The following is a 14,058-nucleotide window of genomic DNA, read 5'->3' on the forward strand; positions in this document are numbered from 1 at the left end:
TCAGAGGCTGTGGGTGGCGGATTTGCTGGCGGCGGCGTCAGGCACGCTGACGCCGTTGAGGGTGGCGTTGAGCAACACCGACACCAGGCAGGCGATCACCACGCTGCTGTGCAGGAAAGGCTGCGACCACTCGGGCAATTGCTTGAACAGGGCCGGGGCCAGCACCGGCACGAGGGCGGCGGCGAGGGTGAAGCCGACGATCAGCACGTTGTAGCGATTACGCTCGTAGTCGACCTTGGCCAGGGTCTGGATCCCTGCTGCCGCGACCACGCCGAACATGGCGATCCCGGCACCGCCCAGCGCCGCAGTCGGCATCGAGGCGATGATCGCCCCGGCCTTGGGCACCAGCGCCACCGAGCACATCAGCAGGCCGCTGATGGCGACCACCCAGCGACTGCGCACACCGGTGAGGATCACCAGCCCGACGTTTTCCATGAAGGCAATGAATGGGAACGCCGCGAACATCCCGGCGATGGTGCTCGCCAGGCCGTTGGCGCGCAGGCCGTTGATCACCTGTTTTTCTTCCACCGGTTTATCGACGATGTCGCCGATGGCCACGAACAGCCCCATCGATTCGACCATCTGCACGATCATCACTACCACCATGGTGGCGATGGGGATCAGGCTGAAGGTCGGCAGGCCGAAGTAAAACGGGTAGGGCACGGTGAGCCACGGCGACTCCTGCACGCTGTGAAAACTGCCCATGCCCAGCCCGTAGGCCAGCGCCGCGCCCACCAGCATGCCCACCAGTACCGCCATGTTGCGCAGCATCGGGCTGCCGTAGCGGTTGACCAGCAGGATGCTGAGCAACACCACCGCCGCGACGGCCAGGTACGCCGGCGCCCCGAAGTCGGTGGCATGCCGCCCGCCACCAACCCACTCATAGGCGATCGGAAACAGCTGCAGGCCGATTACGGTGACGATGCAACCGGTGACCACCGGTGGAAAAAAGCGCCGTAGTCGACCCACGAACGGTGCGATCAGCATGGTGAAAATCCCCGCGCCGATCACCGCTCCGCAGACCCCGGTGAACCCGACATCCGGGTTGGTGCCGATGGCGATCACCGGCCCGACGCTGCTGAACGCCACGCCCTGGAGAATGGGCAGGCGCACGCCGAATTTCCAGAAACCGACGGTTTGCAGCAGGGTGGCGATGCCCGAGCAGAACAGCGTGGTGCTGATCAGCACCACCGTGTCGGCCTGGGACATTTTCAGGGCGCTGGCGACAATCAACGGCACGGCGATGGCGCCGATGTACGAGACGGCCATGTGTTGCAGGCCGAGGGTGAGCATTTGCCGCACCGGCAGAACCCGGTCGACGGGGTGGATGGTGGGTGTTGCGGGGGTATTGGCTGACGACATGGGGAATCACCTCTAGCTGTTGTTATTCGGTACAGAGGGGTATTCGTTCTGATGTCCGTTCAACGGCACCTAATTCCTTGTAGGAGCTGGCTTGCCAGCGATAGCGGATTGTCAGTCGACAAATCGGGTGACTGTTAAGCCGTCATCGCTGGCAAGCCAGCTCCTACAGGGTTTGGGTCGTTCTGAAAAATGGGCACCAGTCATTCATGTGCCCGGAACCGCCATCCACCGGCTCCGATGCCTTTTTTCAGCCTGCCAGGCAGGCGGCAAAGCCCTGGTTCAGGGCCGCGCGGTCCAGGTCGCGGCCGATGAACACAATCTTGCTGGAGCGCGGTTCGGCGCCCCATGCGGTGGAGGCACGGAACTCGACGAGGCTGTGCACCCCTTGCAGCACGTAGCGTTGGTCCTGATCAGCCACCGCCAGTACGCCCTTCATGCGATACAGGTTGTCGGCCTGCTCGTTGCGCAACTGTGTGATCCAGCGATGGAAGTCGCCCAGGTTGACCGCCCCGTCCACGGTGATGCCCACCGACGACACGCTCGGATCATGGTCATGGTCGAGATCGTCATGATCGTGGTGATGGTCATCGGCGTGGTCATCGTGCTCGGCACCGATTTCCATGAGTTTCTGCGTGGACTCGAAGGCGCCGATGCCAAGGATTTTCGACAGGTCGATTTCGGCGTAGCTGGAGGTCATCAGGTCCGCCGTAGCATTGAGGCCCCGAATCTTGCCGCTCAGGGATGCCACTTCATCCTCGCTGACCAGATCGACCTTGTTGATCACGATGCGGTCGGCACAGACGATCTGGTCCACGGCCTGGTTGTCCACACCATCGAGTTGCAGGTCTTCCAGGTGCTGGGCTATGTGCCTGGCATCGACCATCGTGACAATGGCGTCGAGTTCCACCTCATTGGCGATCGGGTCATTGATGAAAAAGCTCTGGGCCACCGGGTAGGGATCGGCCAGGCCGCTGGTCTCGATCAGGATGTGATCGAGGCGCACCGGGCGCGCTACCAGTTCACGGACGATGCGCACCAGGTCTTCGCGAACCTCGGCGGTGCAGCACACGCAGCCGTTGACCATCTCGTAGATTTCTTCGGTTTCGGAACTGAGCACCAGGTCGCCGTCGATGCCGACCTCACCGAACTCGTTCTCGATCACGGCGATCTTGCGGCCGTGGTTCTCCTTGAGGATGTAGTTGAGCAGGGTGGTTTTGCCGGCGCCGAGGAAGCCGGTGAGGATGGTCACCGGGATTTTGGTGTTGGGGGTTGGGGCGTTGAAGGGGGTGTTCATGTGAGGCTCCTTGAATAACTGAAGGGTCTGAGTGCTATCAACTGTGGGAGCGAGCCTGCTCGCGAATGCGGCGTGTCAATCAGCGAAGTTGGCGGCTGATTCACCCCTTTCGCGAGCAGGCTCGCTCCCACAGGGGGTTGTGGGTTCTCGCCAGCGCGTTGCCGTGCCGGCATCGAGGCCGAACAGGTCGAGGACGCGACCGAGGCTGTGGTCGACCATCTGTGCCAGGTCTTGCGGGCGGGCGTAGAAGGCCGGAACGGGCGGCGCGATGATTCCGCCCATCTCCGTGACAGCCGTCATGTTGCGCAGGTGGGCGAGGGTCAGCGGGGTTTCCCGGGCCATCAGTACCAGCGTGCGGCGTTCCTTGAGCGTGACGTCGGCGGCCCGCCCGATCAGCCCTGAAGAGGTGCCGGTGGCGATTTCCGCCAGGGTGCGCATGGAACAGGGCGCGACCACCATGCCCAGGCAGCGGAACGAACCGCTGGCGATACCGGCCGCTACGTCATCGGCGCGGTGGTAATGGCTGGCCAGCGCCGTGACGTCGGCCAGTTTGTAATCGGTTTCGTGGGCCATGGTCAGCAGCGCGGCGCGGCTGATGACCAGGTGGCTTTCAATGTCCAGTTCGGCGAGCAATTGCAGCAGGCGTACGCCGTAGATAAAACCCGACGCACCGCTGATGCCGACCACCATGCGCTGGCGGTTCATGATTGCAGGCCAGCGAGCAGTTGGCGGGCGCGGTCGACCGCATCCCGTTCAAGTTGCGCCTTGATCCCGTCGAAGCCTGAGCCGCGGGTAGCGTCCAGGCCCATTCGCGAGGTAGTGCCGTTGACGGACGATGACGGGTCCAGCGGGCTGCCAGGCAAGCCATCGATGACGAAGATGTCCTGGTGCGGCTGGAAGTGCGTGGCCAGCGCCCACAGCACTTGACTGTCGTCGCTGATATCGATGTCGCTGTCCACCGCGATCACGGTCTTCAGGTACGGGTCCCAGCCGAGCAGGGCCAGCATGATCTGTCGCGCTTCGCCGTCGCGGCTTTGCTCCAGCGCGACGTAGCAATGAAAATGGGTGCCCGAATTCGGGTAGTGCACGGCGGTGACGGCGGGGAAGCGTGCCTTGAGCTTTTCGCTCATCTCCGCTTCCCGGGGCAGTCGCGCCAGGGTCAGGTGTTCGGCGTAGCGACCGCCGACCACGTCCACCAGCCAGGCGTCCTTGCGCCGCATCAGGGTATCGACCCGCAGTACATTGTTGGTCGAGCGATCCGAGGAGTAGCCGCTGAATTCACCGAACGGACCTTCTTCGGCATAGGCCGTTGGATCGATCGCGCCTTCGAGGACAAACTCCGCGCAGGCCGGGACGCCGATCCCGTAGCGCGGGGTCTTCACCAGCTCCAGCGGCGCGCCGAACAATCCGCCCGCCACGGCGCGCTCATCGCTGCCGAACGGCAAGCGTGCGGCCGCCGCGAGCATGAACAAAGGGTGCGCGCCGACCACCATGGCCACGCGCAATTCTTCGCCACGCTCGCGGGCGGTTTGCAGCATGCGCCACAGGTGACCCCGTGAGTGCAGGCTGGTGGCGAGGGTTTGCCGGGCGTGGCGCATCGAGCGGTGGTAGCTCATGTTGGCGATGCCGCTGACCGGGTCCTCGGCAATGATGATCGCGTTGGTGATGTAGGGGCCGCGATCACTGGCGAAATGCTTGAGCATCGGCAACAGCGCCAGGTCCACGGCTTCGCCTTCGTAGATCTCGTCCAGCACCGGGCCGCTTTCCACGTAGCGCGGGGCGATGGGGTTGTTGGCGCGTTGCTGGAACGTCTCGTGCAGTTGCGCCGGGGCAACGCCGAACATTCGTGCGATACGGGTACGGGAGGCAAACAGGTTGGTGGCCACTGGCACGCCGAAGGTGCCGACTTTTTCGCAGATCAGCAGCGGGTCGTGGCCCTGGTTGGCCAGGGCATCGACCAGGGCGGTGACGTCCTGGTCGGCTGAAAGGGATTGCCGGACCGTCAGCACATCGTCCGGGTATTGCCGGCGATAGGCGTCTAGAAAAACATGAAAATCCTGGGTATCGCCGAGCGTCGAGAGGGTCATGGTTTCACCTCGTGAAAAAGGGACAGCGAGGTCCCTGTGGGAGCGAGCCTGCTCGCGAAGAGGCCGTGTCAGGCGACATCCGTACCGCCTGACACTCCGCTTTCGCGAGCAGGCTCGCTCCCACATGGGGTACTACGGGTACGTCGTGGTCAGGCGAATGTCCGCCTCGGCCAGGTCCTTGGGTGGCGGCGTCGGTTCGATGCCGCACAACCGGGCGATGTTGTTGCCCAGGTAATCCTCAAGGTGGTCCTCGTCGATGCCCAGGCCTTGTGGTGCGGGCGAGCACAGCACCTCAAGCTCGCGCAGCCACATGCCCGGCTCGTTCGGCGGCGAGTCGGTGCCGAACACGATCTTGTTGCGTGGCAGGTCCTTGGCGAACTCGACAATCCGTGACTGGAAGCACCAGCCCGATTCGCAGAACACGTTCGGCGTGTCCATGGCCATCCAGAACGCTTCGAACGAGTAGTTGCCGCCGGTCTGGATACCGAAGTGGCCGATGATGAAATTGACCATCGGGAACTCACGGATGATCGGGTAGAACATGGTTGGAATGGTGTACGGGCCGTCGCCCGTGTGGATCAGCACCACGATGTTGTACTTGGCACACACCTTCATTGCCGGACGCAGCCAGTCCAGCGCCCGGTCGGGGCGATAACCGTGCATGTTGGCGTGCAGCTTGAGCATCTTGAAACCGTATTCCTTGATGTGGAACTCCAGCTCCGCCGCACCGTTTTCCGGCCCCCAGCGCGGGTTGAAGTTGAAATTGCCGATGAAACGGTCGGGGTATTTCACGCACAGTTCGGCGACGTAGGACATGTAGTCCCGCACACCCTCACGGCCACGGCGGTTGCCGTCGCGGTAACCGGTGTTGCCCGGCGGTGGCTGGATGAAACCCATGTCGATGCGGCGCGGCTTGCCGTTGATCATGTACGGGCCGTCCATCAGCTTGAGCATGCGCTCGCCGGTGAAGGGTTCGCCGGTGTGGCGCCAGGCCTCGTCGACCAGGTTGGTGGGGTGCAGATGGGTATCGATGATCATCGGTTCAGCTCCTGGCCAGTTGCGTGGTGACGGGACGCTTGAGTTGCGCCTCTGCTTCGGAAACGGAACGGGGTGGCGGCGTGGGTTCGAGGCCGATCATCCGTGCGGTGTTGTTGCCCAGGTACTCTTCAAGGGTGTCTTCGTCGAGGTTCAGGCCTTGCGGCGGTTCATGGCACAGCACTTCCAGCAGGCGCAGCCACATGCCCGGTTCGTTCGGCGGCGTATCGGTACCGAAGAGAATCTTGTGGGTGGGCAAGACCTTGGCGAACTCGACGATCCGCGATTGCAGGCACCAACCCGATTCGCAGTAGACGTTGGGCAACTCCATCGCCCATTGCATCGGTTCGAACACGTAGACGCCGCCGGTCTGCACGCCGAAGTGAGCCATGATGAAATCGACGTTGGGAAACTCCTTGATCATCGGCACCCATTCCGACGGGATGCTGTACGGCCCATCGCCGGTGTGCAGCTTGACCGGGATGCCCAGTTCGGCGCACTTCTCGAAGGCCGGGCGCACCCAGTCCAGGGCGCGGTCAGGACGGTAGGCGTGCATGTTGGCCTGCATCTGGACCATCTTGAAGCCGTGTTCCTTGACGTAGCGCTCGATGGCCTCGACGCCGTTTTCCACGCCGCAGCGCGGGTTGTAGACGAAGCAACCGATGAAGCGATCCGGGTAGGCCTGGACCATTTTCAGCGTGTAGGCCATGTAGGCGTCGATGGATTCGCGCCCGCTGAGTTCACCGTCGGTCCAGGTGTAGATGGTGTTGCCCTGCGGGGGCTGGATGAAGGCTTTGTCGATGCGGCGAGGTTTGCCGTTGACCATGTACGGGCCATCCATCATCTGCAGCAGACGCTCGCCGGTGAACGGGTCACCGTCATGCCTCCAGGCGAGGTCCACCAGATCGGTGGGATAGCAACTGATATCGATGATCATTGAAGTCGATCTCCTGATAGCGGGGAAAGGAACCCTTGCGGTTCGCTAGCAGCCACGTCCGGGCAATCGGCCATTTCTATGCGCAAAGACTCACGCATTCCCTCGCCTGGTCGCATCCGGCTCGGGACGCTGGCTGCTTGGGGAGGAGTATTGGAAGGGGGGGAGAGGTTCGTACAATATTAATTGGGTAGGGGTTTGATATGCGTTCGATATGGAGCATGAGTGGTGGGCTTTTCCGGCCTCTTCGCGAGCAGGCTCGCTCCCACCTTCAACTGCATTCCAATGCAGTCAACTGTGGGAGCGAGCCTGCTCGCGAAGGCGTCAGTGTTGTGTACGCAAAGCCAACTGCTTGACCGCCTCGACCACCGGCGCCACTCGCTCGGCCTGGCCCGGCGGCCACACCGCATACAGGTTGTAATGCGCCGCAATCTGCGCCTCGTTCAACATCACCAGCCGACCGCTACGCAACGCATCTGCCGCCAGCAAACCGCGCACCAGTCCCGCGCCAACACCGGCCTCGGCCGCCGCAATCAGATTGGCCGCGTTATCGAACACCACCCTTGCCGCAGGCTCGACGGGAGGCATTCCCGCCGCATCCAGCCAAGGAATCCACGACCGTCGCGTATACCCCAGCAACGGCAGTTCGAGGATCTGCGCCGGGCTCAGCGGTAACTGCAAACCGTGCCGCTCAAGCAATCGGGGCGACGCCACCGCCATCACCCGATCCCCGCAAATCTGCGTCATCTCGCAGTCGTCCCAATCGCCATAGCCGTAGCGCAGGGCCAGGTCCACGCGTTCAAACGTGCTGCGGTCCGAGCGCGGCATCGACAACAACACCACCTCATGCTCGGGCAACAGGTCCAACAACTGTGGCAAGCGCGGATTGAGCCAGCTCTGGGCCAGTTCGCTGTCTACGTCGATCGTCAGCCTCTGCGCCACACTGCGGTTCTTCACCGAAGACAGCGCCCGGTCGATTTGCGCCAGGCCGTCCGACAACACGCTGGCAAACAACTGCCCGGCGTCGGTCAGGTTGCTGCCACCCCCTTCGCGCACGAACAGCGGCTGACCGATGAAGTCTTCCAGGGCACGGATCTGCTGGCTGATGGCGCTGTGGGTCAGGTCCAGTTTGCGCGCGGCGCTGGAGAAACTGCCGCTGCGGGCGGCCTGGATGAAGGCACTCATGGACTGCACCGACGGGTATCGCTTGTACATGCTGTTAGTCCTACTTACACAGGATGGCAGAAATCGTCGCTGGCCCGATTTTCACCAGGCTTCCAATAATCGAGCATCAGGCCTGCACAAAGACGGGCCGCTCTCTTGGAGCCTGACAATGATCGAATTCACGGTAAACGGCGAACGACGCGAGCTGGTAGAGACGTCCCCCTCCATGCCCTTGTTATGGGTGCTGCGCGACCATTTGAAACTCACCGGCACCAAGTTCGGTTGCGGCATGGGCCTGTGCGGCGCCTGCACTGTGCATCTGGACGGTGTCGCGGTGCGGTCCTGCCAATTGCCGGTGGCCGCCGTGGCGGGGCATCGGATCACCACCATCGAAGGCCTGTCGCCCACTGGGCAGCATCCGCTGCAACTGGCCTGGGTTGCCGAAGATGTGCCGCAATGCGGTTACTGTCAATCCGGTCAGATCATGTCCGCCGCCGCGTTGCTCAGCACCGGTGCAGAAGTGAGCGACGACTCGATCCGCAATGCCATGTCCGGCAACCTGTGCCGCTGCGGCACCTACGGGCGGATCAACAAGGCGATCAAACGCGCGGCCAACGCGCCGAAGGAGGCGTGATGTCGATTTCACGGATGGATCTCTCGCGACGTACGTTTCTCAAGCAAACCGCGACCGCTGCCAGCGGCCTGGCCATCGCGTTTTACCTGCCCTGCGGCCTGTCTGCGACAGACCCCAAGGCCCCGACGCCGGCCAGTGACTTCGAACCCAATGCCTGGGTGCGCATCCTGCCCGACGGCACGGTGAAACTGGTGGTGCACAAGCACGATTCCGGCACCGGCACGCACACCGCGCTGGCCGCGTGCGTAGCCGAGGAGCTGGACGTCAACCCGATGTCTGTGCAGGTGATCTCGCCGGAAAATCCGTTCTTCGAAACCTACATTCACCCGATCTGGAAGGTCTTCTCCACCGGCGGCAGTACCAGCGTGTCGCTGGAGTACGAGCGCCTGCGCATGGCCGGGGCGACGGCGCGCACGTTGTTGCTCACCGCCGCCTCCAGGCAGTGGAAAGTCAGCGCCGACACCTGTACCACCGAGGAGGGGCGCGTCGTGCATGCGGCGACCCAGCGCAGCCTTGGTTACGGTGAACTGGCCGTGGTTGCCGCGCATCTGCCGGCACCGACCAAGGTCACGCTCAAGGACCCGGCGCAGTTCAAGTACATCGGCAAGCTGCGGCACAAGCGCGACGCCCAGGCCAAGGTCTGCGGGCGCTTCACCTACAGTATCGACGTGGTGCTGCCGGACATGCTGGTGGCGGTGATTCAGCGCGCGCCCGTGGTCGGGGCGAGCGTCGTATCGGTGGACAGCACGGCGGCGCTGCAGGTGCCGGGCGTGCGCAAGGTGATCAAGGTGCCGGGCCGTCCCGACGTACTCGGCGGTAACGTCGAGGGCGTGGCGGTGTTGGCGGACCATTACTGGGCCGCGCATCAGGGCCGCGCGTTGCTCGAGGTGCAATGGAGCGACTCACCGCTGGCCGGTTTCGACAGCGATGAGCTGCACAAGGCCCAGGCAGCTGCGCTGGCAGACGAGGGCGCACAACGGGTCCGTGCAATGGCTGCCGGGGACGTGAGCGGACAATGGCCGAACGCGGCGAAACTGTTCGAAGCCGAGTACCGCATGCCCTACAAGGTGCAGAATCCGCTCGAGCCGATTTGCATCACCGCACAGGTCAAGGATAACGCCATCACCTATTGGGGCGGCGTGCAGGTGCCTTCCTCGGCCCTGGAAGCGGCGAAAACGGTGTGCAAGATCGTCCAGGACAAGGTCACCATCCATGAGTTGGTGTCCGGCGGCAGTTTCGGCGCGCGCGAAGCCAAGTACTGGTTGTTCGAAGTGGCGTACCTGGCGCAGCAAACCAGGGTGCCGGTAAAACTGATGAACAGCCGTGAAGACGAAATGCGTTCATTGTTCATGCACCCGGCCACGCTCCATCGGGCCAAGGGTGCGCTGGACGCCCAGGGACACTTGACGGCGTTGCAGCTGGAGGCCGTGTCACCCGCCTCGCCAGAGCAGTGGGAACCGGGCTACTTCGAACGTCCCGATAAAATGGACTACAGCACCACCGAGGCCATCACCGCGTGGGATTTCGCCTATCGCCCGGCAAACCTCGACCTTGCATGGGTCAGGCACGAAACCCGGGTGCCCAGCGGCTGGTATCGCTCGGTGAGCTTCATCCCCAACGTGTTCGCCGTGGAGAGCTTCATGGATGAGCTGGCCCATGGCGCAGGGCAAGACCCGTTGGCCATGCGCCTGGCCAACATGCAGGATCGGCCACGGCACGTTGCGGTGCTCAAAAGCGCTGCCGAGCGCGCCGGTTGGGGCCAGCCCCTGCCTGAAGGGACGGCGTTGGGGATCGCCACCAACCAGGGCTACAGCAGTTTCATCGCGGTGGTTGCACGGGTGTCGAAACAGGATGGCGTAGTCAAGGTCGAGAAGCTCACCTGCGTTGTCGATTGCGGTCTGGCCGTTTCGCCCGGCGGCGTCGAAGAACAGATCTACGGCGGCCTGATGTGGGGCCTGGGGCACGCGTTGTTCGATCGCCTGGACATCAGGCAAGGCAGGGTGGTGCAGAGCAACTTCCACGATTACCGGGTAACGCGCATGTCGGACATGCCGGAGCTGGACATCCTGCTGGTCGAAGGTGATCCGGGCAAGCCCGGTGGTGTAGGCGAGCTGGGCAGCCCATCGGTGGCCCCGGCCATCGCCAATGCCCTGTTCAGCCTGACCGGCGTGCGCCAGCGTTCGACCCCCTTGAACCTGGGGTAGTTGTCATGGACTTGCGTCTGTTGCGCTACTTCATGGCGCTGGCCGAAGAGCTGCATTTCGGCAGGGCCGCCACCCGCTTGCACATATGCCAGCCTCCGCTGAGCCAGCAGATTAGGCTGCTGGAGGAGGAACTCGGGACGCCGCTGTTCGAGCGCAGTCATCACCGGGTCGAGCTGACCGCCGCCGGGCAAATGCTCAAGGAGCAGGCACCGCTGGTATTCGAACAGCTCAACCGTGCGCTCGACCTGACACGGCAAACCGGTCGCGGCCAGTTGGGCGAGCTGGAAATCGGCATGATCAGTTCGGTAATGGTCGGTGTGCTGCCTCGGGCCTTGCACCTGTTTCGCGAACGTTATCCGCAGGTGAGCTGGCGCCTGCATGAGATGACGCCGGCGGCGCAGGTCAAGGCGCTCAAGGAAAAACGCATCGACGCCTGCGTGTTTCGGGTCGGCTATGACGATCCGCAGTTGCGCAATGAACTGCTGATCTACGAGCCGATCCGGGTGGTCATGCCGGTCGATCACCCGCTGGCCGCAAAACAGCTTCTGGCACCCGCGGACCTGGCGCCCGAGCCGTTCGTGGCGCTGGAGCTCAAGCAATCGCGGTTTGCCGATTTTCTCTACCAGTGCTGTATCCAGGCCGGATTCACGCCGCAGATCCGCCAGCAAGTGATCGAGGTGCAAACCTTGCTCAGCCTGGTCCGCGCTGGTTTCGGCGTGGCCTTGTTGCCGGCCTCCATCGAACAGCTGGCGCCGGCAGGCCTGGTGTTCCGGCGCCTGACCCCGGCGTTGCCGGAGGTGCCGTTGTACGCTACCTACCGAGCGGACGACGATTCGCCGGTACTCAAGCTGTTTCTCGATACGTTGCGTGAGCTGGTCCTGCAAGACCGGCTTGCTTAACGCACAGCTTGTGGGAGCGGGCTTGCTCACGAAGGCGGTGGATCAGTCCCTGAATCTGTTGAATGACACACCGCCTTCGCGAGCAAGCCCGCTCCCACAGGTTCTTTGCACTATCCGAAAAACAGGCGGTCGGAGACTTCACAGAGTCACCCAACTTGTGGAGTCGCAATGAGCCAGGACGTCCTGACCACCGAAACCAATCGCCGCCAGTTGCAGCAGATCATCGCAGGGCTGACCGACGGGGTTATTCTGCTCGACCCCGATCAGTGCATTCTCTGGGCCAATGACGCCGCGCTGGCGATGCACGGCGTCGAGCGCATCGGCGATCTGGGGGCCAATGCCAAGGAATATGCCAAGCGCTTCGCATTGCGGTATCGCAATAACCATCCGGTCCCGGCGCACAGCTATCCGATCAACCGCGTGGCTCGCGGCGAGACCTTCAGCGATGTGCTGGTAGAGGTGACGCCAGCGGCGGATGAAGAGACCATGTGGGTCCATCGCGTGCGCAGCCTGGTGCTGGCCGACAACCGTGGCGAGCCGGAATCGCTGGTATTGATCATGGACGATGTCACCGACTGGGCGAGCGCCGAGCAACGTTTCGAAAAAACCTTTGCCGCCAACCCGGCGCCCGCGGTGATTTGCCGTCTCAGCGATTTGCGTTATATTAAGGTCAATCCGGGTTTCCTCGAGATGACCGGTTACGCCCGTGACCAGGTGATCGGCACGTCGACCTACGAGCTGGATGTGCTGGCACAGGCTGAAAACAGGGATCTGGCGAAACAATGCTTGCGCGACGGCACCACCATTCCCCAGATGCAGGCCGAACTGCAGTTGCCCGCAGGCGGTACCAAGCAGGTGATCGTCGCCGGGCAGCCCCTTGAGCTGCATGACGAAGCCTGCATGCTGTTTTCCTTCGTCGACATGGAGCCCCGGCGCAAGGTCGAAGTGGCCCTGCGCCAGAGCGAGGAGCGGTTTGCCAAGGCCTTTCGCCTGACGCCGGTGCCAACCTTGGTGTGCAGCGCCAGCGACCAGGTGGTGATGGATGTCAATGATGCGTTCCTCGATACCCTCGCGTACTCCAGCGAAGAGGTGTCCGGTAAAACCATCGCCGAGATCGAGGTTTTCCATGACAAAGGGGCACGCACGCGGTTCTTTACCACCCTGGAGAAAACCGCAAGCCTGGACCGCGTTGACGTGCGTGTGCGCAGGAAAGACAACGAACTGATCGATTGCGCCGTTTCCGCCGACACCGTGAACATCCAGGGTAGCCCTTGCTACCTGTTGGTGTTGATGGACATCACCGAGCGCAAACGCACCGAGCTGGAATTGGTGGCGGCCATTGAAGAGGTGATGAAAGATGCCTCCTGGTTCAGTCGCACGCTGATCGAAAAACTCGCCAACGTGAAGAACGTCAACGCACCGCAGTTGCCCAGCGTGTCGTTTACCGACCTGACAGCTCGGGAGCGCGACGTGCTGGAACTGATCTGTGCAGGCCTGGCGGACAAGGAAATCGCTGCGCGCCTGAAACTGGCGACGAATACCGTGCGCAACCACGTTGCGACCGTGTATTCCAAGTTAGACGTGCACAGCCGCAGCGAGGCGATTGTCTGGGCGCGCGAACGCGGACTGTTTTCCAGTGCATGGCGTCCAAAGACTCAAGGGTAAGGTGCAAATGCACTAATCGAGGGGGTGCAAACTCAGGTTCTGGCAGGCAGCTGGCAAGCCTTAGGCTAGGAGCGGGCGAATGACGTTTACCGATCATTCATCCTCCCTGGGTCGTAAAAGGAACAGCCATGCTCGACGAATGCATTACCCACGCACTGGATGGCCGCGGTGGGCTGTCGCAATGATTTACATAGCGCAGCTGCGCACGCAGCTTGAACAGACCTTTTCGCCGCTGGCCTGTGAGTGCAATATTACTGGCGATCATACCTTGACTATCAAGCTCTATCACCCGGTGTCGGGACAAGTCGATCTGGTCGTCAGCGGATTGAACGTAACGATGCTGCAGACACCCGAATCGGTGGCGGCGCTTATCGAAGAATTGAGGTATGAACTGGAATGCAACAGCCTGCAGCGCCCGGATCCGGTAGTGTAGGAATTGCCAGGTTTGTCATGCCCGGACGAGTGAATACGCGATAAGAAAGTACAAAAGTGATTTTTCTGCAGCCGCACCGTGAACTTTCCAGCGGTGTTCTGTTGTCACACAAACGTGTACATCCTTTTTCGCGGGTCAGCCTATGAAAAGTCTTGGGAAACGCGTTTTTGCTCCTGTTGCATTGTGTGCCGTGATTATCGGTGGCTGCTCCAGTCCGCCGCCACCTCCACCTGCTGCACCACCACCGCCGCCTGAAACGACCTGCCAGACCTCGGATAGTACCCAGGTAATGGGCGATATGCGGGCGGAAGGGGAGGTAAAACGCGAAACAACCGTGACGCGGTGCG

The 14,058-nt window shown here is 62.4% G+C and carries 12 protein-coding genes; 5 read left to right on the forward strand and 7 right to left on the reverse strand.

The features are described from left to right. The 7 genes from AC1Q8Q_RS18100 to AC1Q8Q_RS18130 all read right to left on the reverse strand — a co-directional run bounded on the left by AC1Q8Q_RS18100 (position 1) and on the right by AC1Q8Q_RS18130 (position 7,927). Positions 1-1,362, reverse strand: a complete 1,362-nt coding sequence (locus tag AC1Q8Q_RS18100) for a nucleobase:cation symporter-2 family protein (RefSeq protein ID WP_492615317.1) — start codon at positions 1,360-1,362, stop codon at positions 1-3. A 247-nt stretch (positions 1,363-1,609) separates the two neighbouring features. Next, positions 1,610-2,656: a CobW family GTP-binding protein gene (locus AC1Q8Q_RS18105; RefSeq protein ID WP_492615318.1), complete on the reverse strand. Its 1,047-nt coding sequence runs from the start codon at positions 2,654-2,656 to the stop codon at positions 1,610-1,612. Between the two features lie 75 nt (positions 2,657-2,731). Then, the gene (locus tag AC1Q8Q_RS18110; protein ID WP_020800996.1) at positions 2,732-3,361 is read right to left on the reverse strand and encodes a UbiX family flavin prenyltransferase; all 630 of its coding nucleotides are present in this window, start codon (positions 3,359-3,361) and stop codon (positions 2,732-2,734) included. Then, positions 3,358-4,743, reverse strand: coding sequence for a UbiD family decarboxylase (locus AC1Q8Q_RS18115; protein WP_492615319.1), 1,386 nt, complete (start codon positions 4,741-4,743; stop codon positions 3,358-3,360). The genes AC1Q8Q_RS18110 and AC1Q8Q_RS18115 overlap by 4 nt, the downstream gene beginning before the upstream one ends. Before the next feature lie 132 nt (positions 4,744-4,875). Then, positions 4,876-5,781 carry an amidohydrolase family protein gene (locus AC1Q8Q_RS18120; protein WP_020800998.1) on the reverse strand — a complete coding sequence of 302 codons (906 nt, stop codon included), beginning with the start codon at positions 5,779-5,781 and terminating at the stop codon, positions 4,876-4,878. Positions 5,782-5,785: 4 nt separating this feature from the next. Then, entirely contained in the window at positions 5,786-6,715 is a 930-nt protein-coding gene (locus AC1Q8Q_RS18125; protein WP_083348949.1) for an amidohydrolase family protein, read from the reverse strand. A gap of 321 nt (positions 6,716-7,036) precedes the next feature. Next, on the reverse strand, positions 7,037-7,927 hold the full coding sequence (locus AC1Q8Q_RS18130; protein WP_168757995.1) for a LysR substrate-binding domain-containing protein: 891 nt from the start codon (positions 7,925-7,927) through the stop codon (positions 7,037-7,039). Between the two features lie 118 nt (positions 7,928-8,045). Here AC1Q8Q_RS18130 and AC1Q8Q_RS18135 point away from each other — a divergent pair, with 118 nt between their 5' ends. The 5 genes from AC1Q8Q_RS18135 to AC1Q8Q_RS18155 all read left to right on the forward strand — a co-directional run bounded on the left by AC1Q8Q_RS18135 (position 8,046) and on the right by AC1Q8Q_RS18155 (position 13,711). After that, entirely contained in the window at positions 8,046-8,510 is a 465-nt protein-coding gene (locus AC1Q8Q_RS18135; RefSeq protein ID WP_168757996.1) for a (2Fe-2S)-binding protein, read from the forward strand. Further along, positions 8,510-10,714 carry a xanthine dehydrogenase family protein molybdopterin-binding subunit gene (locus AC1Q8Q_RS18140; RefSeq protein ID WP_492615320.1) on the forward strand — a complete coding sequence of 735 codons (2,205 nt, stop codon included), beginning with the start codon at positions 8,510-8,512 and terminating at the stop codon, positions 10,712-10,714. Before AC1Q8Q_RS18135 ends, AC1Q8Q_RS18140 begins: the two co-directional genes overlap by 1 nt. A gap of 5 nt (positions 10,715-10,719) precedes the next feature. Continuing rightward, entirely contained in the window at positions 10,720-11,613 is an 894-nt protein-coding gene (locus AC1Q8Q_RS18145; protein ID WP_492615321.1) for a LysR family transcriptional regulator, read from the forward strand. A 168-nt stretch (positions 11,614-11,781) separates the two neighbouring features. Further along, on the forward strand, positions 11,782-13,278 hold the full coding sequence (locus AC1Q8Q_RS18150) for a helix-turn-helix transcriptional regulator (RefSeq protein WP_492615322.1): 1,497 nt from the start codon (positions 11,782-11,784) through the stop codon (positions 13,276-13,278). Positions 13,279-13,459: 181 nt separating this feature from the next. Continuing rightward, entirely contained in the window at positions 13,460-13,711 is a 252-nt protein-coding gene (locus AC1Q8Q_RS18155; RefSeq protein WP_033045404.1) for a DUF1652 domain-containing protein, read from the forward strand. Positions 13,712-14,058 lie beyond the last annotated feature (347 nt).

The organism is Pseudomonas sp. GW823-FHT06B06, assembly GCF_058795195.1.